Below are 21,816 nucleotides of genomic sequence, written 5' to 3' on the forward strand. Positions count from 1 at the left end.
TCCATCAGCCCTTGCGCGAAGCGGTGTTTTTCGAACGCGTGCCGGTGCCGGCGCCCCGCCGGGCCGCGATGCTGCGGGCCCGGTCCTGCACGCCCTGGGCCTCCAGCCGCTCGCGTTCGATCTCGAACTGCACCTCGCCGGCGCGCTCCTGGGCATCCACGTTGAGCGCCTCGATCTGCGCGTCCAGCGCCTTGCGCCGGTTGGCCAGGTCTCGTAGCCGGCGTGCATGGTCGCGCCCGCGCAGGTCGTTGGCGGCCAGCACCTGCGCCTCATGGGCAATGCGCGCCGTGCCGGTGAGCACCTGGTCGCCAAAGAGGTAGACGTCCACCAGGTCCACGCCATGGTCCGAAAAGACGAACTCGCGCACCTGGTTGGAGTGCGGCATGCCGCGCGACTTGAGCACCTGCAGCGTGCGCGTGCGCTCGCCGTTGACGGCCACGTTGGCCAGCAGCAGCCAGCTGTCCATGAGCGAGGACACTCCCACCTCCGAGGTGGCTACCGGCGTGTTGGCCACGTCTGCAGTGAGGCTGGTGAAAAGGGCCGTGATGCCCTGGGTCTTGAGGAAGTCAATGAGCCGCATCAGCGTGATCTTGAGGCCGGTATCGTCGCCTTGCGAGGTCAGGTTGCTGATGGGGTCCACCGCGACCACGGTGGGGCCGAAGGCGCGCACCAGTTCGTACATGTGCACCAGGTGCTGCTCCAGCCCCTGAAGGGTCGGGCGGGTGGACTCGATCCTGAGCAGGCCCCTGCCCACCCAGCGGCGCAGGTTCAGGCCGATGGACTCCATGTTGCGCAGCAGTTGGCTCTCGGACTCCTCATAGGCGAAGAGCACGGCCTTTTCGCCACGCGCGCAGGCGGCGTCCACGAAGCTGGCGGCGATGCTGCTCTTGCCAGTGCCCGGCGCACCCGACACCAGCAGGCTGCTGCCCCGGAAGATGCCCCGGCCCCCCAGCATGTCGTCGAGCCCGGCGATGCCGATGGAAACGCGCTCGCGCGACGCGTGGTGGTTCAGCGACAGCGAGGTGATGGGCAGCACCGACAAGCCGGTGCGCCCGATCAGGAAGGGGTACTCGTTGGTGCCATGCGCCGAGCCGCGGTACTTCACCACGCGCAGGCGCCGGGTGGAAACCTGCTCGGCGATGCGGTGGTCCAGCAGGATCACGCAGTCGGCCACATATTCTTCCAGGCCATAGCGGGTGAGGGCGCTCTCGCCGCGCTCGGCGGTGATGATGGCCGTCACGCCCCTGTCCTTGAGCCAGCGGAACAGGCGCCGCAGCTCGCTGCGCAGGATGGCGTGGTTGGGAACGCCCGCGAACAGCGCTTCGATGGTGTCGAGCACCACGCGCTTGGCCTTGATGGAATCGATGGCATAGCCCAGGCGGATGAACAGGCCTTCGAGGTCGTACTCGCCGGTTTCTTCGATCTCGCTGCGTTCCACGCGCACGAAGTCCAGCGCCAGCTTCTTTTGCCGTTGCAGCGCGTCCAGGTCGAAGCCCAGCGAGCGCATGTTCACGGCCAGTTCGTCGGCCGATTCCTCGAACATCATGAAGACGCCGGGTTCGCCGTAGACGGTGGCTCCCCGCACCAGGAACTCAGCTGCCAGCATGGTCTTGCCGCAGCCTGCAGCGCCGCAGACCAGGGTGGGGCGCCCGGTGGGAAGCCCGCCCTCGGTGATCTCGTCAAGGCCGGAAATGCCGGTGGGCGTCTTGGCAATGCCGAAGACCGGCGGGGGGCTTCGTTTCTTGCGGCGGGTGGTGGTAGCCATCTTGGCGGGATCAAGAAATCGATGGAACGAAAGGGAACCAGGTTGCCAATGTGGAAACCGGCACTTCAGGTGCATGCAGCGCGAGCCGCCCGCCTGTGGCGTTGCCACCGATGCACGGGATCGTAAGAAATTGCAGTGCGCGCCGCTGTAGGACGCAGCCGGATAGAGCGGCGCGACAGCGCTGGCGATGAGGCCCGAAGGAGGCTGGTACCCACAGTGCGAGAAGAGTGCCAACTGCACATCGATGTAGGACATCAGCCCATGTGCATGCAGGACGCGGGCACTTGCGCGCATGCACGGCAAGCCGCAGAATTTGCCGCATGGTTGGCTGCCATCGTCGGCATCCATGCCTATCAAGCCGCCCGCGGCAAGGAGATCGCCATCGCCCACGCACCCGGCCACGACCAGCTGCAGAAAGTGCGGTGCTACACCCTCTTTTTTCCCGGAGGCCGGGTGTACGCGGGCGATACCGAAGGGCACTTGGTCGCTCTGGCGCTCGTCACCCACCGCAATGGGCGTTACGGCTACACGCTGGAGGGCAACGGCTTCACTGCTGGCGGCCTGGACAGCGCCCATGCCCTGCTGGAGTCCATTGCCGGCCGGCTCACGGCGGAATACGTCGAAACGCAATTCCAGCACAGCCCCGACCTGGCGCGTGCCGATGTGTTCGACCTCACGGCCGGACCGCACCTGAACATACGCCTGCAGTCCGCCTGAGCCCCGTGCCACGGGCCGAGGCGGGCAATTTGCCGGGAGGCGGAGCGGCTGCTGTCCTACAAGGGCGATCGTAGCCGGGTGTTACTTTCCAGACCACCCTCTGGAAAGGACAAGCGCCATGAGCGACGACAAGGACAAGACCGTTCAGGACCGCCATTTCATCAACCTCAGCGAGCAGTACGAAGTGCGCGACTGGAGCAACAGCCTGGGCGTGACCGAGGCGCAGCTGCGCGAGGCCGTGGCGGCCGTCGGCTCCTCGGCCGACAAGGTGCGCGAGTATCTGAGCCACGCCCGCTGACAAGGGTAGCCCGATGGCCCGTGCGAAAGAAGACGAAGGCAAGGCACCCACCTCCACGCGCACGATGTGGAAGGGGGCGATCAGCTTTGGCCTGGTGCACATTCCCGTGGGCCTGTACTCGGCCACGGTGAGCTCGGGGGTCGACTTCGACTGGCTGGACAAGCGCTCCATGGAGCCCGTGGGCTACAAGCGCGTGAACAAGGTCACGGGCAAGGAGATCGCCACGGCCGATATCGTCAAGGGCATCGAGTACGAGGACGGGCACTACGTGGTGCTCACGCCCGAGGAAATCGCCGCGGCCTACCCCAAGATCACCCAGACCATCGAGATCGAGACCTTTCTCGACGCCGACGAGATCCCCTTCGTGTACCTGGAGCGGCCCTACTACACAGCCCCGCTCAAGCGTGGCGAGAAGGTCTATGCGCTGCTGCGCGAGGCCCTGCGCCAGAGCAACAAGGTGGGCGTGGCCAAGGTGGTGATCCAGACCAGGCAGCACCTGGCGGTGCTGATCCCGTGCGGGCCCGCGCTGATCCTGAACCTGCTGCGCTGGGGCGGCGAGATCCGCTCGTTCGAGCAGCTCAACCTGCCGCCGCTCGACGCCAAGGCCGCGGGCATCAAGCCGGCCGAGATGGACATGGCGCTGCAGCTCATCGAGGACATGACCCAGGCCTGGGATGCCGATGCGTTCCGCAACTCGTTCGCGCTGGAGATACACAAGCTCGTCGAGAGCAAGGTGGCCGCGGGCGAGACCGCCACGGTCGTCAAGGTGGACAGCGCCAGGGAAGGCGCCCCGGCAGGTGCCGACGTGCTGGACCTGACCGCATTGCTCAAGCGCAGCCTGGAAGGCAAGGGCGCAGGGGCGGCACCCAGAGGCAAGGCGGCGGCCTCGGTGACCCCGCTGCCGGCCGCACGCAAGGTGACCGCCAAGGCCTCGGCGAAGAAGATCCCGGCCAAAAAGACCGCCACTCGGAAGGCGCCTGGACGCCGCGCGGCCTGAACCATGGCCAAAGACCCGCACATGACCGACTCGCTCGCGCTCTACAAAAAGAAGCGCAACTTCGCCGTCACGCCCGAGCCAGCCGATGGTGGCGAAGTGGGCGCGGAGGCGCTGCAGTACGTGATCCAGAAACACTGGGCCAGCCGCCTGCACTACGACCTGCGCCTGGAACTCGATGGCACCATGAAGAGCTGGGCCGTGCCCAAGGGCCCGAGCCTGGATCCGGCCGACAAGCGCATGGCCGTGCAGGTGGAAGACCACCCGATCTCGTACAACAGCTTCGAGGGCCAGATACCGCCCAAGCAGTATGGCGCTGGCAAGGTCATCGTCTGGGACCGCGGCTGGTGGGTGCCGGTAGGTGACGCGGCCGAGGGTTACCGCAAGGGCAAGCTCAAGTTCGAACTGCACGGCCACAAGCTGCAAGGCCACTGGACGTTGGTGCGCATGCACGGCAAGGGCGGCGAGAAGCAAACGCCCTGGCTGCTGATCAAGGAGCATGACCACTTCGAGCGGCCCGCAGCCGAGTTCAGCATCGTCGAGGAAATGCCCGACAGCGTGACCGCGCTCGCGCCCCTGGCGCCGCCCGGGCCTGCCGGCATCGCCCGCGCCGACGCTCCGCCCGCCAAGCTGGCCAAGGTGCCGCTGCCCGACACCCTGGCGCCCCAACTGGCGACACTGGTGGACAAACCGCCGGCCGACACCAGCGACTGGCTGTGGGAGCTCAAGTTCGACGGCTACCGCCTGCTGGCCCGTGTGCACAACCGCTCCGTGCGCTTGTTCACGCGCAACGGCAACGACTGGACGCACCGCATGCCCCAGCTGGCCCGGGCCATTGCCGAGCTGCCGCTGCAATCGGGCTGGGTCGATGGCGAGGTGGTGGCGGTGGACGCCCATGGCACCCCCGACTTCCAGGCACTGCAGAACGCCTTCGATACCAACATGGCCAAGGACCTGGTGTACTACGTGTTCGACCTGCCCTATGCCGACGGGCACGACCTGCGCAGCATGCCGGTGGTGGAGCGGCGCGAGCGCCTGCGCGCCCTGGTGGACCAGGTGAAGACCGGGCGCGTGCGCTTCAGCGAAGGCTTCGAGGCCAAGCCCTCCGATCTCGTGTCCTCGGCCTGCCACCTGGGCTTCGAGGGCGTGATCGGCAAGCGCAAGTCCGCGCCCTATGCCTCGCGGCGCAATGCCGACTGGATCAAGCTCAAGTGCAGCCACCGCCAGGAGTTCGTGATCGCCGGCTTCACCGACCCGCAGGGCTCGCGCACCGGCATCGGCTCGCTGCTGCTGGGCGTGCATGGCGACGACGGCGCGCTGCGCTATGCCGGCAACGTGGGCACGGGCTTCAGCGAGCGCACCCTGCAGGAGCTGGCCACGCGGCTCACTGCGCTGTACACCACCAAGAGCCCGTTCCCCGAGGGCGCTGCCACCGGAAAGAAGGCGCACTGGGTCAAGCCGCGCCTGCTGGCCGAGGTGTCGTTCGCCGAGTGGACCAAGGAAGGGCGCATCCGCCATTCGGTGTTCCACGGCCTTAGGGCAGACAAGCCGCCCCGGGCCATCGTCCAGGAGAAGCCCGAGGCCATGGCTGCCATCGAAAATAAGCAGGCGAAGAAGACCGCGGCGCCCAAGGCCGGCACGAAGGCCAAGGCCGCTGTGGGCTTGCACGGTGCGCTGCGCATCTCGCACCCTGACCGCGTGATCGACCCCGCGTCCGGCATCACCAAGATCGAACTGGTGCGCCACTACGCGACCGTGGCGCCGCTGATGCTGGAGCACCTCAAGGGTCGGCCCGTCTCGCTGGTGCGCGCGCCCGATGGCGTTGGTGGGGAGCTGTTCTTTCAGAAGCACATCGACAGGGGCACGATGGACGGCGTGGCGCTGCTGGACCCGGCTCTCGATGAAGGCCATGCGCCGCTGCTCGAAGTGGCCAAGCCCGAAGGCCTGCTGTCGGCTGCGCAGATGAACGTGCTGGAGTTCCACACCTGGAATGCGCGCAAGGACCGCATCGAGCGGCCCGACCGCATCACCTTCGACCTGGACCCGGGCGAGGGCGTGCCCTGGGAGGACGTACAGGAGGCCGCGCAACTGGTGCAGGTGCTTCTCAAGGAGCTGCACCTGCCGGCCTTTCTCAAGACCAGCGGTGGCAAGGGCCTGCATGTGGTGGTGCCCATCAAGCGCCTGCAGGGCTGGGCCGCGGTCAAGGGCTTCTCGCAGGCCGTGGTGCAGCACCTGGCCGAGACCATTCCGGCACGCTTCGTGGCCAAGAGCGGCCCGCGCAACCGCGTCGGCAAGATCTTCGTGGACTACCTGCGCAACGGGCGCGGCGCCACCACCGTGAGCGCCTGGTCCGCGCGCTCGCGCGAGGGCATGGGCATCTCGGTGCCCGTGGCCTGGAAGGAACTGGACATGCTCACCAGCGGGGCGCACTGGACCGTTCGCACCGTGGGCGAGCGCCTGCGCCAGGGCAATGCCCCCTGGGACGGCTATGCAGCGGCCGCGGTATCCCTGTCGGGCGCGATGCGCCTGCTGGGCTACAGCGCCAAGGACTGAACCGAATTCACCCCATTTCAGCTTTCTCATCAACCATAGAAAAAACCAAAATGATCAAGATCGGCATCGTGGATGACCACAAAATCGTTCGTGCAGGCCTGCGCCAGTTCCTGGCCGACCATGTGGACCTGCGGGTGGAAGGAGAAGCCGGCAACGGGCGCGAAGCCATCGACCTGATCCGCGAGCACGACATCGACGTGCTCGTGATGGACCTGGCCATGCCCGGGCAAAGTGGGCTCGACGCCATGTCCATGCTGCGCGCCAAGGCGCCGGACATGGGCATCCTCATCCTCAGCGGCTACCCCGAGGAGCACTACGCCATCAACCTCATCCGCCAGGGCGCGAGCGGCTACCTCAACAAGGAGTGCAAGCCCTCCGAGATCGTCGAGGCGATCCGCGTCATCGCGCTGGGCAAGCGCTACCTCACGCCCACCGTGGCCGAGCTGCTGGCCCAGCAGCTCAATCGCCCCGGCGAGCGGCCAGCGCACGAGCACCTGTCGGAACGCGAGTTCCAGGTGTTCCTCAAGCTTGCCCAGGGCGCCAACGTCGGCGAGATCGCCGAAGACCTGTCGCTGAGCGTCAAGACCGTGAGCACCTACCGCACGCGCCTGATGGAAAAGCTGCACCTCGATTCCAACAGCGACCTGACCTATTACGCACTGAAGAACAATCTGATCCAGTGAGCGCGGTCGGCGGGGCAGGGGCTTCACTGCCTCCGCCGCCGCGCCCCTGCGTGGACCGCGGGCGCCTTCACTGTGGGGCGCTGCGGCCGGGAATCTTGCTGTCCACGGCCCGCGAGGCGTTTCGGTCGCGTTCGAGTTGCTCGTCCACGAGCTCCTGCTCCACATGGTCCGGGGTGTCGTCCTGTTCCTCATGTTCGGGCTCCGGGCGTGTGGTGGCGGCTTGGCGTCTGAAATGATCGGCAGCCGGGAACGGCCACGAGGAAGGGGACGGGGTGGTATGGGTGTTCATGGCTTGCTCCTGCTTGGCGGGCGATATCCGCCGGACGCATCCATTCTTTCAGCGCGCCACGGTACGCGGGGTAAGACAATGGCGGTGATGCCGGCCAGGGTGGAGGCCAGGAGGCCGCCCCGTCCAGCGCTCACCAGCTCCCGCGTTGACGATGAAAGAGGGGGATGAACGTCCTCCCCTGATGACTGGTGCTCTGCCACTTCTCCTACAGGTCAGCGCCTGTTGGCCAGGGAACATGATGCTCTCTCGAAACCGCTTGGAGGTCACCATGTTCCAGCAACGCCGCCCTGCGGCCAGCGCCGTGTCTTTTATCGGTGCAGGTTTGGCCATGGTCGCCCATGGCGCTTCTGCCGCCGTGGGTCTGGTGGAGGGGGACGAAATTCCTGCCAAGGTACTCTCCACCACCGCAGATATTCCGCAAAGCGAACTCGGGCAATGCCTGGGTAACCGCTTCGAGGCCTGGCTGTACCGGGGATGCTGACCACGCCATGGATGAACAACGCATGGCTGCACTGGTTGAGTTGGGCGTCTAGCTGCAAGCCCACAACAATGAATTCACGACGGTCACGCCCTTGACCCACCAGCGCGTGCTGCGCAACCGGGGTGACATGCCTGTATGCGGCATGCGCGATGACCTGGGAGGCCATCTTCCTGAAGATGCTGCACCCCTCGGCCACTGGCTTTGAGACAGCGCCGGATTTTACCGTGGGCATCGTGCTGACGGTGCCGCCGTTCCCCTATACCCAAGGGTACGAGGAAATCTCCAAAGGCATTCCCGTGATCCTGGATGAGGGCCTGTCGACAGGTGATCGCGCTGCAATCGCCTTTGCCGAGGTGGAGCTGCGCCAGAGCGCCCCCATCACCAGCGGTACCAGCGGTTACGTGGGCGTGGCCACCGGCTGCGCAGCCACCGTGGAGACCGCCCGCCTGCGCGCGCTGGAGCTGGCGCGCAAGGTCTACGTGCCCAACCTGCGCTACCGACATCGGTATACGGGTGTCGAACGAGCACATCGGCCTTCTGCAGCAGTGGGGCTGTCTGTAATTGCGCGAGGGCCGTAGGAGGCCGCTCACGAGGATGGGAGCTTTGTCCCGATAGTGGGGGAAGTAGCGATGGCCCACCCTCAGGGCCATACCTACCCATAACACGCCATGCACCTCCATTTGCAGGAACGTCCCCGTTCCGAACCGACCATCGCCCGCCCCGTTTCCATGGCATCCGTCCCAGCCGCGCTCCATGCGCCTCTCTACGACCGTTTGGCGAACCACATTCCGACGTTGAAGGAACGCGGGCAAGCAGCCGACTTCCTGAGCCGCACGTTGCAGGAAGTGGCGCTTGACGATGACGATCTACCCGAGAACCCCGCCGATCTGACGGCCTGGATGGAGGCCAATATCCAAAAGGTCCATGGCCAGTACCAGGCCTATCTGGACGAGCGCAAGGCCGGCGCGCCGCGCCGCTACTTTACGAACCGTGCGCACGCCCTGTACTTTCTGCGCAATGTCGCGCCCACCAAGCTGGTCGATGGCTCCTGGCTTTATGGCCTGTGCGCGCATGCGGACAATTCCCGGCTTTCCGACCTGCTCACCACCTACGTGGAGGAACTGGGTGACGGCCTGGCCGACAAGAACCACGTGAAGCTCTACCGCGCCTTGCTGGCCCAGTATGGACTGGACCCTGTGGACGACCTGCCCGATGCGCTGTACAAGCAAGGGCTGCTTCAAGTGGCCCTGGGCTGGAATGCGCAGGATTTCCTGCCCGAGATCGTGGGCTTCAACCTGGGCTACGAGCAGTTGCCCCTGCACCTGCTCATCACCGCCTACGAACTCAATGAACTTGGCATCGACCCCTACTATTTCACGCTGCACGTCACGGTCGACAATGCCGACACGGGGCATGCCAAGCGCGCCTGCGTGGCAGCGCTGGAGGCCGCACCGCGCATCGACGACGGTGGCGACTACTGGCGCCGGGTGCGTGCAGGTGCCAAGCTGGGCAACGTGGGGGTCAGCACGCTGGACGTGATCGACGGCTTCGACATCGACAGGGAGGTGCTGGCCATCCTGGCGCGCAAGGCGCCGTCAGGCCATGGCGCGCATTCCGACTTCTGCAAGGTGGCCGGCCGCAGCGTGAACGACTGGCTGTCCAACGCCGATGACCTGCCTGCGTTTCTGGCTGCGCTGGAGCAAGCCCACTGGATCAAGCGCAACCAGCCCGTGACCGACAGCCGCTTCTGGCACCTGCTGCAGGGCGAGCGTGCCGAGATGTTCGGTGTGTTCTCCCCCTACGAACTGCAGGTGATCCACGACTGGATCCGTGGCGCGGCAAGTGCCGATGGTGCGCCCTTCGAGACCGGCGCCATCCCGGCCACGGGCAAGCGGCAGATGAGCTTTCGCGTGGCCGAACGGCTCAAGGCCGCCAAGGGTGGGCGCTCCGAGCCTGCGCCAGCGGCCCTGGACACGGACCTCGAGATCTTCGAGCAGCGCTATCCCGCGCTGGACGCCGTCGAGCAACGGGAGCTGCTGGTCCAGGCCATGTCGCCAGCGCTGCACTGGACGCCCGTGGGGCTCAAGGCCACGCGGATGTTCCTGAACCGGGCGTGAGCTCCTGGCAAGTATCACAAGGTGCTTGCCCGACATTGGGTGGACAGCGTAAGAACGCTCCGACCCCAACTGGGGGATAAATGGTGCATCGCACCGGCATTGGTGGCCGCACCATGGAGGCCATTCACATCGGAGCCTTCATGCACAGATCGACCTCGCCCATCCGCCGCCCTTCGTATGCGTTGCTTGCGCTGGAACCCGTGCGCGCCGCATTGGAGTTTGCGGGGCACCATGTGATGGGGGAAGCCGCCTTGCCCAGAGGCGACCGGCATGCGGTCGTGGTATTTCCCGGACTGGCCACCAACGCCACCGTGGTACGCCCATTGCATGCATTTTGCGAGCGCCTGGGTTACAGCGCCCTTGACTGGGGGCAGGGGCTCAACACCGGCCCCAAGGGCGAGATCGATGGCTGGCTTGACGCGCTGGCGCAACGCGTTCGGGAGCGCACCGCTGGCCACACCGCTCCCATCAGCCTGGTGGGCTGGAGTCTGGGTGGCATCTATGCGCGTGAGGTTGCCAAGCGGCTGCGCTCGCGCGTGCGGCAGGTGATCACCATCGGAACGCCCTTTGCGGGATCCGCGGAGCACACGAATGCCGGGCTGGTCTACCGCCTTCTGAACGGCAGCATGCCACCAGCGCACCCGGCGTTGCTGGAAAGGTTGCGCCAGGCGCCCCCCGTTCCCACCACGTCGATTTACAGCCGCAGCGATGGCGTGGTGGCATGGCAAGCATGCAGGGACATGAAGCGCACGGGGCGGTCCGAATCCATCGAGATCGAAGGCAGCCATTGCGGGATGCCCTGGAATCCGGCTGTGCTGAGGGTGGTGGCGGACCGCCTTGCCCAGCCGCTGCATGCATGGCGCCCCTATGCCCACAGTGCGAAGCCCAGTCCCAAGTTTGGCGCGTCCGTGGTTCCCGGATGATGCCCTCCGAAGCTGGACGCAGCCCGTTGCCTTCGGGGAATCCCCCTGCGGCCCCGCTGTTCGTAGGCACCGCCGGCTGGGGCCTGCCGCGCAGCAGCCAGCACCGTTTTGCCACGGCAGACCCGCTCGCAACCCACCTGCAGCGCTACGCCCAGCACCTTTCGGCCGTCGAGATCAACTCCTCTTTCTACCGGCCGCACCAGCGCACCACCTACGAGCGCTGGGCCGCGGCCACGCCGCCTGCGTTCCGCTTTTGCGCCAAGTTGCCGCGCAGCATTACGCACACGGCGCGCCTCAAGGACACTGAACCCCTGCTGCAGGCCTTCCTGGGCCAGGCGGCTGGACTGGGCGATCGCCTGGGTTGCCTGCTGGTGCAGCTACCGCCCAGCCTGGCGCTCGACCGGCCGGTGACCGATGCATTCTTTCGCAGCCTGCGGCACCTGCATGGCAAGGGCGGGGTTGCCGTCGAGCCGCGCCATGCCAGCTGGTTCACGCCCGAAGGCAACGCACTGCTGGCCCACTGGCACGCGGCCCGCGTGCTGGCCGACCCGGTACTTCACGATCCGGGGCGGGCGCCCGGCGGCTGGCCTGGCTTGGTGTACTGCCGCTTGCACGGATCGCCACGCGTGTACTACTCGGCCTACAACGCCGCACTCATCGGCGCCTTGGCCGCACGGCTGCAGGCCGCCACCCATGAAGCCGGCAGTGTGTGGTGCATCTTCGACAACACGGCCAGCGGCGCCGCGACGGACAACGCCCTCGATCTGCACGGGGCGTTGCGGGCCTGAATCCGCGTGCGGCTAGATCATTTGGGTTATGGATTACGGGAGGCGCTTGCCTCAGCATCCACACCGCGCTCTCGACACCAGGTGGATGGGGCGCGCGGATCGACAGGCTACCTGTTTGGCCGGCAGTCCACCGGCGCCACAAGAACAAGAGGAATGCAGATGGGATTTTTCAGCCGGCTGCTCAGGGTCCGCGAGCAGGTCCGATCCAGCCCGGAAGCGGCATGGAACGCAGAGGACAACGCCAGCGAACTCGTGCTCGATGCCGAGTACGCCGACCACCTGGCGATGGAGATGGAGATCGATGCCGGCATTGCCCTGCACGAAAACTGGCGCGCCCGCCTGGAGGACATGGTCCACGGCCGCAGCACCGAGGTGATGCGCCTGGAGCGGGTCTGCCAGGACCACCGCTGCCAGCTGGGCCGCTGGCTGCAGGGGGCCGGGCGCGCACGCCTGGGCCAGCACACTGCCTTTGGCATGCTGGTGGCGCGGCACAAGTACTTTCACCAGCAGGCGGCCGCCGTGGTCACGCTGTTCCAGGCAGGCGATCTGCAGCAGTCGCAGAAGGTGCTCAAGACCAGCTGCCGACACGCCTCCAACCAGGTGGTGCTGTTGCTCAAGGAGCTCAAGAACCATGCGGGGCGCTGAGCCGCAGCCTGTGGACCGGCCCCACCCTCCGAAAGACAAAACTTCCCCAAGTTTGCGCCTGGCGGAGTTTGCACCGTGCATGCATTGCGGCGCTGAACGCAATGTATGCACGGCAGGTGCATTGCAATCACGGTAGCCGGGCGAAAGAGGCCGTTTCCCGCTTTCGGGCTGTTGTCCTGCACCGCGGTCGTGTTGCCCCAGGTCTGCTGCCGCAAGGTGCGGCGTAGGACGGTGCACCCCGGGCATCGCGCCAGCCGCTGACGGCCCGGGCCGGTGGGGCATTCCAGAATGGAGCGTTTGAGGAGCGCCGCCATGACCACCACCACCCCCACCACCACCCGTCCCCTCGCGGTCGTCACCGGAGCCTCGTCGGGCATCGGCTACCACCTGGCACGCTGCTGTGCCCAGAACGGATTTGACCTGGTGATCGCGGCCGATCAGGCGCTCGACCAGGCGGCCAGCGACCTGCGCATGCTCGGCGCCACGGTGGAGGTGGTACAGGCCGAATTGGCCAGCCGCCAGGGAGTGGACCAGTTGGTCGACGCCATCGCCGGGCGGCCGGTGGATGCACTGCTGGCCAACGCCGGGCACGGCCTGGGCAAAGGATTCCTGGAGCAGGAGTTCGGAGACATCCAGCACGTGATCGATACCAACATCACCGGCACCCTGTACCTGCTGCACAAGCTCGGACACCCGATGCGCCGGCGCGGCCGGGGGCGCATTCTCATCACGGGCTCCATTGCCGGTTTTACGCCAGGCAGCTTCCAGGCGGTCTACAACGGCAGCAAGGCCTTCATCGATTCGTTCGCGGCGGCGCTGCGCAATGAACTCAAGGATTCGGGCGTCACCGTCACCTGCCTGATGCCAGGTGCCACCGACACGGAGTTCTTCGCCCGTGCGGACATGCTCGATACCCAGGTGGGCGCCGACGACGGCAAGGCCGACCCGGCCGATGTGGCCAGGGTGGGCTTTGCCGCCATGATGGACGGCGAGGCCGATGTGGTGCATGGCCTCAAGAACAAGCTGCAGGCCATCATGGCCAAGGTCATGCCTTCGCAGGTGCTGGCCGAGCAGCACCGCAAGATGGCTGAGCCGGGCTCAGCGCTCAAGGACTGATGTGGCCGGGCTGTGGAGGCCACGCTGCCGTGGTTAGGATATCCGCTGCCGACCCGACGGACCACCACGCACCTTCACCGATGCCTTCCATTTCCCCGGACGATTCCTCCCCATCCTCCCAGCACGGCATGGTGCGCGTGCGCGGCGCCCGCGAGCACAACCTGAAGGATGTGGACGTGGACATTCCGCGCGATGCGCTGGTGGTGTTCACGGGCGTCTCCGGCTCAGGCAAGTCGTCCCTCGCCTTCGGCACGCTGTTCGCAGAGGCGCAGCGGCGCTACCTGGAGTCGGTGGCGCCCTATGCGCGCCGCCTCATCGTGCAGGCTGGCGCGCCCAAGGTGGACAGCATCGACGGCCTGCCGCCCGCGGTGGCGCTGCAGCAGCAGCGCGGCACGCCGAGCACGCGCTCCTCGGTGGGCAGCGTGACGGCCATATCGAGTCCGCTGCGCATGCTGTACTCGCGCGCCGGACATTACCCCGGCGGCCAGCCCATGCTGTATGCCGAGGACTTTTCGCCCAACACGCCGCAGGGCGCCTGCCCGCACTGCCATGGCCAGGGCCGGGTGTACGAGGTGACCGAACAATCGATGGTGCCCGACGATACGCTCACCATCCGCGAGCGCGCCGTGGCGGCCTGGCCCCTGGCCTGGCAGGGGCAGAACCTGCGCGACATCCTCACCACGCTGGGCCACGACGTGGACGTGCCCTGGCGCAAGCTGCCCAAAAAGCTGCGCGACTGGATCCTCTTCACCGACGAGCAGCCCACGGTGCCGGTGTATGCGGGCTTCAGCGTGGCCGAGGTCAAGGACGCCATCCGGCGCAAGCTCCCCCCGAGCTACATGGGCACCTTCACCGGCGCGCGGCGCCACGTGCTGCACACCTTTGCCCACAGCCAGAGCGCACTCATGAAAAAGCGCGTGGCCCAGTACATGGTGGGCACGCTGTGCCCGGTGTGCCAGGGCAAGCGGCTCAAGCGCGAGGCGCTGTCGGTCACCTTTGCCGGGCACGACATCGGCAGCCTGTCGCAGCTGCCGCTCACCGTGCTGGCCGAATTGCTGCGGCCGGCCGCCGAGGGTCGGCTGGGCGAGGGCGATCCCGCCCCCGATGCGCCCGCGGGCCGCACCCGCAGCAAGCGGCCCGCGGCACATGCCGCCGCGCCCGATGTGCACCGCACGCCCTGGCTGTCCGAAGAGAAGGTGATCGCCGCCCAGCGCCTGGCCGGCGACCTGCGCAAGCGCGTGCTGGCGCTGATCGAACTGGGCCTGGGCTACCTCTCGCTGGACCGCAGCACGCCCACCCTCTCACCCGGCGAGCTGCAGCGGCTGCGCCTGGCCTCGCAGCTCTCGTCGCAGCTGTTCGGCGTGGTCTATGTGCTCGACGAGCCATCGGCCGGCTTGCACCCGGCCGACGGCGAGGCGCTGCTGGCAGCGCTGCAAGGCCTCAAGGCGGCGGGCAATTCGCTCTTCGTGGTGGAGCACGACCTGGCCACCATGCGCCGCGCCGACTGGCTGGTGGATGTGGGCCCGGCGGCAGGCGAGCAGGGCGGCGAGGTGCTCTACAGCGGCCCGCCGGCCGGCCTGGCGCAGGTGCAGCGTTCGCAGACGCGGCACTACCTGTTCGGTTCGGCGAAGAGTGCTGTACCTGCACGCGCGCCGCGCCCGCCGCAGGGCTGGTTGCGGCTGGAAGGCATCACGCGCAACAACCTGCATGGGCTCGATGCGGCCTTTCCGCTCGGGTGCATGACAGCGGTGACCGGCGTGTCGGGCTCGGGCAAGTCCAGCCTGGTGAGCCAGGCGTTGCTGGAGTTGGTGTCCGCACACCTGGGCCGGCCGCTGGTGGCCGGCGACGACGACGAGGGCCTCCCCCTGCCCGACGATGGGGAGGCTCCGGCGGGCGATGCCGCTCCCCTGGGCGGGCGCATTGCCGCGGGCGGTGAGCACCTACGCCGCCTGGTGCAGGTGGACCAGAAGCCCATCGGCCGCACGCCACGCTCCAACCTGGCCACCTACACGGGCCTGTTCGACGGGGTGCGCAAGCTCTTTGCCGCCACCCCGGCCGCACGCAAGCGGCGGTATGACGCGGGGCGCTTTTCGTTCAATGTGGCCAAGGGCCGTTGCGCCACCTGCGAGGGCGAGGGCTTCGTGAGCGTGGAACTGCTGTTCATGCCCAGCGTGTATGCGCCATGCCCCGCCTGCCATGGGGCACGCTACAACGCCGAGACCCTGGAAATCCGCTGGAACGGCCTGACGGTTGCCGACGTGCTGGGCCTCACGGTGGATGCGGCCTGCGACGCCTTTGCTGATGAACCCCAGGTGCTGCGCCCGCTCGCTGTGCTGCGCGACATCGGCCTCGGATACCTGCGCCTGGGCCAGCCGGCCACGGAACTGAGCGGCGGTGAGGCCCAGCGCATCAAGCTGGCCACCGAGCTGCAGCGGCCCACCCAGCGCGGCGGCACCCTCTACGTGCTGGACGAGCCCACCACCGGCCTGCACCCGGCCGACGTGGACCGCCTGCTGGCCCAGCTCGACGGCCTGGTGGCCGCAGGCAATACCGTGGTGGTGGTCGAGCACGAGATGCGCGTGGTGGCCGCCTGCGACTGGGTGATGGACATCGGGCCCGGCGCGGGCGAGGAGGGTGGGCGCATCGTGGCCCAGGGTATGCCTGCCGTGGTGGCGGTGGCCGGCAGCAGCCGCACTGCCCCCTATCTGTCGCGGGCCCTGGGACTGGTGGCACCCTGACCGGGGCCGGGGCCGGGGACGCCAGCCATGTTGCACGCCTGCCCAGAAAAATTGTGCCGCCGGGCTCGGCAGGCGCGCACGCCGGAAGATTTGAATGATACTTTGGGGATTCCGAGCGCAGCGCTGCCTGCGCCGGCCCCTCCTGGACGCTCCATTCCCGACACGATGAAGGATGCACCCGTTGGTCCGTGAAGATTCTCGCTCCAGGGCCCATGCCTCGGTGAAGTGGCTTCGCCTGCTCGTGATCCTGAGCATCGCGGTGCCGCTGTTCATTTACCTGGTGGTGGGAGCGGTGGCCCTGGTGGGCGCGCAGGACGAGGCCGGACTGCGCGTGAGCCGCTCGCTGCGCGTGGCGCACGAGCATGCGTCCAAGGTGATGGCCGCGTCCGAGGCGATGCACGACCGGGTGCTCGCCGTGGTCAAGGGCCGCAGCCCGCAGGAGCTGCGTGTGCATGGCGCCGACCTGCATGCCGACCTGGCGGCCTGGTCCAGGGACCAGCCGCAGGTGCAGTCGATCTGGATCTTCGACAGCAAGGGCGACCCCATTGCCAGCAGCCGCTTTGCACAAGTGCCGCAGTTCAACGTGGCCGACCGCGACTACTTCCAGTTCCACCGCCTGCGGCCACCGGGCCCGCGCTACCTGTCGGGGCCACTGGTCACCCGGACCACGCGCGAGCGCATCCTGGACATCAGCCTGGCCTTCGAGGACCACAACGGCCAGTTCGGCGGCGTGATCAACGTGAGCCTGCTTGCCTCGTACTTCCAGGACTTCTACGGCGACCTGGTGGCCGACGAGCCGGGCCTGGCGGTCAACCTGTTCCGCGAGGACGGCGCCATCTACACCCGCTGGCCCAGCCTGGACAAGGCCCCCGAGCAACTGGCGCCCGACAGCCCGGTGATGGCCCGGCTGCTCCAGGGCGAGACCGGGGCGCAGATGCGCGGCATCTCTTCGGTGGACCGGCAGGACCGCATCATCGCCTTCCGCAAGGTCGGCCCCTACCCGCTGTTCGTGGGCACGGGCATGAACCTTTCGGCCGCGCGCAACGGCGTGCTGCGCCAGTTGGCGGCGCTGTTCGCGCTGGGGGCCCTTCCCATTGCCGGGCTGTTCTTTGCCGCGCGCATGGCGCTGCGCAATGCGCGCACCGCGCTGTCCACCATGGAGAGCCTGGAAAAGGAGGTCGCCACGCGCCGCCGCGCGGAAGAGGCGCTGCTGCAGGCGCAGAAGCTCGAGGCCCTGGGCCGGCTGACGGGCGGGGTGGCGCACGACTTCAACAATGCGCTGATGGTCATCAGCAACAACCTGCACCTGCTCAAGCGCACCGCGCCCGATGTGGGCACCCGGCAGATCGACTCCATGGCGCGTGCCGTCAAGTCGGCCACCAACCTCACGCGCCAACTGCTGGCCTTCTCGCGCCGCCAGCCGCTGGTGGCCGAGCATGTGGTGCTGCAGGACAAGTTGCCGCCCACCAAGGACCTGATCGCACCGGTGCTGGGCAGCCAGATCCAGCTGGACGTGCAGGTGGACCCCGCCACCGCCCCCGTGGTGCTCGACCTGGCGGAGCTGGAACTGGCGCTGCTGAACCTGTCCATCAACGCGCGCGATGCCATGCCCAAGGGCGGCAGCCTGGTGATCAGTGCGCGCAACGCGAGTGAGAGCGAGGCCGGGCAGGGCATGCCCGCCATGGTGCTCATCGAGGTGAGCGACACGGGCAGCGGCATTCCGCCGGAGCTGCTCGGCAAGGTGTTCGAGCCCTTCTTCACCACCAAGGCCGTGGGCGAGGGCACGGGCCTGGGACTCAGCCAGGTGTATGGCATGTGCCAGCGCGTGGGCGGGCGGGCGGAGATCGCCAGCACCCTGGGCACGGGCACCCGCATCCGCCTGTTCTTTCCGAGCGCCGGTCCGCAGGCGGCGCGCGAGGATGCCGCCGGCCCCGCACCGGCCCTGGCACCGCTGGACAAGAGCCTGCTGGTGGTGGAGGACAACGACGAAGTGGCCGCCTCCCTGGTCCCCATCCTCGAATCGCTGGGCTGCCGCGTGACGCGTGTGGACCGCGCCGCCAAGGCCCGCACCCTGCTGGAGCAGGGCGAGCGGCCCGACCTGGTGCTGTCGGACGTGGTGATGCCCGGCGAGATCGACGGCGTGGGCCTGGCCCGGCACATCCGTGAGACCTGGCCCGCGCAGAAACTGCTGCTGATGACGGGCTACGCCGAGCAACTGGACCACATCCAGCAGATGGGCTTCGACGTGCTGCCCAAACCCTGCACGCCGCAGATGCTGCATGTGGCGATTGCGCGCATCGCCCAGTGAGCGGGCGCGGCCTCAGGCATCCGTGTCGTCCTCGCGGTTCTGGTCCAGGTAGTCCAGCAGCGCGCGCACCGCGGGCAGCATGCTGCGCCGGCTGGTGAACACGGCCAGCACATCGGCGCGCGGCGAGGCCCAGCGCGGCAGCACCTGCACGAGCCGCCCCGCGCGGATGTCGGCCTGGCAGATGCGCCGCGGCAGCAGGGCGATGCCCATGCCGGCGCGCGCCGCCTCGCGCAGTGCGAACATGTCGTCCGTCACCAGCCGCGGCACATGCTGCAGCTCCAGCGCGCGTTCGGCGCTGGCCAGGCTCCAGCTGACGCGCTCGCCCCGGCCGGGCCAGGACAGCGTGGGCAGGCGGGCAATGTCCTCGGGCTCCTGCGGCACGGCCACCGTATCGAACAGCCGGGCGCTGGCCACCAGCACATCGGTCGATGCGCCTAGCTTGCGCACCACCTGGTCCGAATCGGGCAGGGGCGGGCGGCGCACGCGGATCACCACGTCCATGCGCTCCTCAATGGGGTCCACGCGGCGGTTGGTGGCCGCCACATGCAGGCGCACCAGCGGATACGCCTGCATGAAGCACGGCAGTAGGGGCGTGAGCCACACCTGCGCCAGCGTGATCGGGCAGCTGATGCGCACCTCGCCTTGCGGCGTGGCCGAGGCCTGCCGCGCCAGCTCGTGGGTGGACTCGGCCAGTTCCACCAGCGTGCGGCAACGCTCGTAGACGCTCTGGCCCGCGCCGGTCAGGGTGATGCGCCGGGGCGAGCGCTGCAGCAGGCGCAAGCCCATGCGCTCTTCCAGCACCGCCATGCGCCGGCTCAGGCGCGACTTGGGCACGCCCAGGCGCCGGCCGGCCTCGCTGAAGCCGCCGTGCTCCACGATCTTGGCAAAGAACATCAGGTCGTTCAGGTCTTCCATGCGCGTGCACTCCGGGCCAATGGTGGTGCCGATTGTCGTTCCATCAGAGGAACGATGCGTTTTACCAGACCCTATTGAGTGGAACGAGGTCGGCACCCATCATCGGGCCTCCATCGCTCGTGCAACGACCAACATGACCCCAGCCTTCCACATCCTGCACCTGGATTCGAGCCTCACCGGCCCGGCCTCCGTCTCGCGCCTCCTGAGCCGCGAAACGGTGGACGCCTGGCGCGCGGCCGACCCCGCCGTGCGCGTCACCTACCGCGACCTGGCCGTGACCGTGCCGCCCCAGCTCACGCCCGAGACCGTGGCCGCCCTGCGGCAGCGCAGCCAGCCGGCCAGCGCGCAGGGCCGTGCCGACCTGGCCCACCTCAACACCCTGCTCGACGAGTTCCTGGCGGCCGATGCCATCGTGATCGGAGCGCCCATGTACAACTTCGGTGTGCCCACCCAGCTCAAGGCCTGGATCGATGCCCTGGCCCAGGCCGGCCGCACCTTCGAATACACTCCGCAGGGCCCGCGCGGCCTGGCGGGCCGCAAGCGCGTGGTCATCGCGTCCTCGCGCGGCAACATCTACAGCACCCCGCCGCAGATGCAGGACAAGGACTTCCAGGAGCGCTATCTCGTGGCAGCGCTGCAGTTCATGGGCATAACCCGCTTCGACGTGGTGCGTGCCGAGGGCGTGAACCGCGGGCCCGAAGTGCGCGATACCGCGCTGGCCTCGGCCCGTGCCGCCATCGCCCAGCTGTTTGCGGCGCATGAGGCAGTGGCACCATGAAGCTCGCCAGTTTCACCGCCGTTGGCAGCGCCAGCTATGGCGTGGTCGAAGGCGCCACGTTGGCCGACCTGGGCGCCATCGCCGGCGCGCCCGCGGACCTGATGGCGCTCATCGCCCTGGGCCAGCCCGGGCTGGACTGGGCCCGCACCACCGCCGCCAGCGCACCGCGCCGGGACCTGGCCGCCGTGCGCCTGCTCGCGCCCATTCCCGCGCCGCGCAAGTACCTGGGCCTGGGCGGCAACTACCCCTCGCACCTGGAGGAGGCGCGCAAGGTCAACCTGGTGCGCGCACCGGGCCAGGCCTGGTTCAACAAGCAGGTGAGCTGCGTCAACGGCCCGTATGACCCGGTGCACCTGCCACGCGTATCGGTCCAGTTCGACTACGAGGGCGAGCTGGGTGTGGTGATCGGCCGGCGCTGCCGCCATGTGCGCCGCGAAGACGCCATGGACATGGTGGCCGGCTTCGTGGTGGCCAACGACCTGAGCGTACGCGACTGGCAGATGCGCGCGCCCACGCACACCCTGGGCAAGTCGTTCGACACGCATGGCCCTTTCGGCCCCTGGATCGTGACGCGCGACGAACTGTCCGACCCCCACGCCCTGCGCCTGCGCACCTGGGTCAACGGCGATCTGCGCCAGGACGGCAACACCCGCGAGATGACCCACCGCGTGGAAGACATGATCGTGGAGCTGAGCACCGCCTTCACCCTGGAGCCGGGCGACGTGCTCACCACCGGCAGCCCCGCCGGCGTAGGCGGCCTGATGGACCCGCCGCGCTACCTGCAGGTGGGCGATGTGGTGCGGGTCGAGATCGAGGGCATCGGCGCCATCGAGAACCGCGTCATCGCAGAACCTTAGTACAGGAGACAAACCCATGCAACCCCGCACCCTTCCCGACGCCGCCGCGCATCCCATCCGCCCTGCCAAGCTGGCCCACATGGTGCTGCGCGTCACCGATCTGCCACGCTCGCGCGCCTGGTACCTCACGGTGCTGCAGGGCTGGCCCGCGTTCGAGAACGCCATGCTGTGCTTTCTGACCTATGACGATGAGCACCACCGCATCGGCCTGATCGGCCGGCCCGAACTCGCGCCGGCTGACGACGGGGCAGGGGGTCTGGAGCACCTGGCCTTCACCTACCCCACGCTGCCTGCGCTGCTCGCCACCTTCCGCCGGCTCAAGGCGGCCGGCATCCTGCCGTACTGGACCATCAACCACGGCCCCACCGTGTCGCTGTACTACAAGGACCCCGATGGCAACCGGGTGGAGCTGCAGTACGACGTGTTCACCGCCAACGCGGACCTCGACGCCTTCTTCGCCTCAGGCGCCTACGAGGAGAACTTCATGGGCATCCTGTTCGACCCGGAGGCATTGATCGCGCGCTACGAGGCCGGCGAACCGCTGGCTGCGCTCACGGCGCGGCCACCGCTGCCGCCGGGGAAGACGCCCTGGGACATGCACGTGCCCTGACACCTCTGACAGCAAGATCGCGCCCGAGGTGCCCACGCTGGCGGAAACCCTGCCGGGGCTGGAGCTCAATACCTGGGTCGGCGTGTGGGGCCCTGCCGGCCTGCCCTGTGCGCTGGTGGCGCGCCTCCATGGCACCTTCCAGGCCGTGACGGCGGAGCCGGCGCTGGCCCAGATGCTCCACGGCACAGCACCGAGCCCATCGCCACGCCGCAGGCGCAGATCGCCGCCGTGGTGGAGCGCG

20 protein-coding genes are annotated in these 21,816 nt (G+C 68.0%); 17 read left to right on the forward strand and 3 right to left on the reverse strand.

Going from position 1 to position 21,816, the window contains the following annotated elements; translation table 11 throughout:
* Positions 1-4 precede the first annotated feature (4 nt).
* Positions 5-1,765, reverse strand: a complete 1,761-nt coding sequence (kaiC, locus tag AC07X5_RS14965) for a circadian clock protein KaiC (RefSeq protein WP_494770795.1) — start codon at positions 1,763-1,765, stop codon at positions 5-7.
* A gap of 324 nt (positions 1,766-2,089) precedes the next feature.
* Here kaiC and AC07X5_RS14970 point away from each other — a divergent pair, with 324 nt between their 5' ends.
* The 5 genes from AC07X5_RS14970 to AC07X5_RS14990 all read left to right on the forward strand — a co-directional run bounded on the left by AC07X5_RS14970 (position 2,090) and on the right by AC07X5_RS14990 (position 7,010).
* Positions 2,090-2,482: a hypothetical protein gene (locus tag AC07X5_RS14970; RefSeq protein ID WP_409962986.1), complete on the forward strand. Its 393-nt coding sequence runs from the start codon at positions 2,090-2,092 to the stop codon at positions 2,480-2,482.
* Between the two features lie 118 nt (positions 2,483-2,600).
* The gene (locus AC07X5_RS14975; protein WP_409962988.1) at positions 2,601-2,780 is read left to right on the forward strand and encodes a DUF3606 domain-containing protein; all 180 of its coding nucleotides are present in this window, start codon (positions 2,601-2,603) and stop codon (positions 2,778-2,780) included.
* 13 nt (positions 2,781-2,793) lie between these two features.
* Positions 2,794-3,777 (forward strand): non-homologous end joining protein Ku, encoded by a 984-nt coding sequence (ku, locus tag AC07X5_RS14980; protein WP_494770796.1) that lies wholly within the window; start codon positions 2,794-2,796, stop codon positions 3,775-3,777.
* A 21-nt stretch (positions 3,778-3,798) separates the two neighbouring features.
* On the forward strand, positions 3,799-6,327 hold the full coding sequence (gene ligD / locus AC07X5_RS14985) for a DNA ligase D (RefSeq protein WP_494770797.1): 2,529 nt from the start codon (positions 3,799-3,801) through the stop codon (positions 6,325-6,327).
* A 50-nt stretch (positions 6,328-6,377) separates the two neighbouring features.
* Positions 6,378-7,010: a response regulator gene (locus tag AC07X5_RS14990; protein WP_007857152.1), complete on the forward strand. Its 633-nt coding sequence runs from the start codon at positions 6,378-6,380 to the stop codon at positions 7,008-7,010.
* 67 nt (positions 7,011-7,077) lie between these two features.
* Here AC07X5_RS14990 and AC07X5_RS14995 read toward each other — a convergent pair whose 3' ends face one another.
* Positions 7,078-7,299 carry a hypothetical protein gene (locus AC07X5_RS14995; RefSeq protein WP_409962994.1) on the reverse strand — a complete coding sequence of 74 codons (222 nt, stop codon included), beginning with the start codon at positions 7,297-7,299 and terminating at the stop codon, positions 7,078-7,080.
* A 268-nt stretch (positions 7,300-7,567) separates the two neighbouring features.
* Between AC07X5_RS14995 and AC07X5_RS15000 the strand changes: the two genes are divergently transcribed.
* The 9 genes from AC07X5_RS15000 (at position 7,568) to AC07X5_RS15040 (ending at position 18,415) form a co-directional block, all read left to right on the forward strand.
* Positions 7,568-7,780, forward strand: a complete 213-nt coding sequence (locus AC07X5_RS15000) for a hypothetical protein (protein WP_494770798.1) — start codon at positions 7,568-7,570, stop codon at positions 7,778-7,780.
* 149 nt (positions 7,781-7,929) lie between these two features.
* Positions 7,930-8,358 (forward strand): hypothetical protein, encoded by a 429-nt coding sequence (locus tag AC07X5_RS15005; protein ID WP_494770799.1) that lies wholly within the window; start codon positions 7,930-7,932, stop codon positions 8,356-8,358.
* A 150-nt stretch (positions 8,359-8,508) separates the two neighbouring features.
* Positions 8,509-9,897 (forward strand): iron-containing redox enzyme family protein, encoded by a 1,389-nt coding sequence (locus AC07X5_RS15010; RefSeq protein WP_494770800.1) that lies wholly within the window; start codon positions 8,509-8,511, stop codon positions 9,895-9,897.
* A gap of 83 nt (positions 9,898-9,980) precedes the next feature.
* On the forward strand, positions 9,981-10,820 hold the full coding sequence (locus tag AC07X5_RS15015; protein WP_494770801.1) for a hypothetical protein: 840 nt from the start codon (positions 9,981-9,983) through the stop codon (positions 10,818-10,820).
* A complete protein-coding gene (locus AC07X5_RS15020; protein ID WP_494770802.1) occupies positions 10,817-11,608 on the forward strand; it encodes a DUF72 domain-containing protein in 792 nt (263 codons plus the stop codon). The genes AC07X5_RS15015 and AC07X5_RS15020 overlap by 4 nt, the downstream gene beginning before the upstream one ends.
* A gap of 159 nt (positions 11,609-11,767) precedes the next feature.
* A complete protein-coding gene (locus tag AC07X5_RS15025) occupies positions 11,768-12,253 on the forward strand; it encodes a CZB domain-containing protein (protein ID WP_494770803.1) in 486 nt (161 codons plus the stop codon).
* Between the two features lie 312 nt (positions 12,254-12,565).
* Positions 12,566-13,369 (forward strand): SDR family NAD(P)-dependent oxidoreductase, encoded by an 804-nt coding sequence (locus tag AC07X5_RS15030; RefSeq protein WP_494770804.1) that lies wholly within the window; start codon positions 12,566-12,568, stop codon positions 13,367-13,369.
* Between the two features lie 80 nt (positions 13,370-13,449).
* Positions 13,450-16,107, forward strand: coding sequence for an excinuclease ABC subunit UvrA (locus tag AC07X5_RS15035; protein WP_494770805.1), 2,658 nt, complete (start codon positions 13,450-13,452; stop codon positions 16,105-16,107).
* Between the two features lie 220 nt (positions 16,108-16,327).
* Positions 16,328-18,415 carry a hybrid sensor histidine kinase/response regulator family protein gene (locus AC07X5_RS15040; protein WP_494770806.1) on the forward strand — a complete coding sequence of 696 codons (2,088 nt, stop codon included), beginning with the start codon at positions 16,328-16,330 and terminating at the stop codon, positions 18,413-18,415.
* A 12-nt stretch (positions 18,416-18,427) separates the two neighbouring features.
* Here the strand turns inward: AC07X5_RS15040 and AC07X5_RS15045 are convergent, their stop codons facing one another.
* Complete coding sequence (locus tag AC07X5_RS15045) at positions 18,428-19,330, reverse strand: LysR family transcriptional regulator (protein WP_494770807.1); 903 nt, start codon at positions 19,328-19,330, stop codon at positions 18,428-18,430.
* A 133-nt stretch (positions 19,331-19,463) separates the two neighbouring features.
* Here AC07X5_RS15045 and AC07X5_RS15050 point away from each other — a divergent pair, with 133 nt between their 5' ends.
* From AC07X5_RS15050 to AC07X5_RS15060, 3 genes are read left to right on the forward strand one after another with little or no spacing between them, the layout of a single operon-like run.
* Positions 19,464-20,108 carry an FMN-dependent NADH-azoreductase gene (locus tag AC07X5_RS15050; RefSeq protein WP_494770808.1) on the forward strand — a complete coding sequence of 215 codons (645 nt, stop codon included), beginning with the start codon at positions 19,464-19,466 and terminating at the stop codon, positions 20,106-20,108.
* Positions 20,105-20,965, forward strand: a complete 861-nt coding sequence (locus AC07X5_RS15055) for a fumarylacetoacetate hydrolase family protein (protein WP_494770809.1) — start codon at positions 20,105-20,107, stop codon at positions 20,963-20,965. Before AC07X5_RS15050 ends, AC07X5_RS15055 begins: the two co-directional genes overlap by 4 nt.
* Positions 20,966-20,981: 16 nt before the next feature.
* Positions 20,982-21,575 carry a VOC family protein gene (locus AC07X5_RS15060; RefSeq protein WP_494770810.1) on the forward strand — a complete coding sequence of 198 codons (594 nt, stop codon included), beginning with the start codon at positions 20,982-20,984 and terminating at the stop codon, positions 21,573-21,575.
* The last annotated feature ends 241 nt before the right edge of the window (positions 21,576-21,816 follow it).

Source organism: Acidovorax sp. GW458-11-26-14-TSB4, from assembly GCF_059423865.1.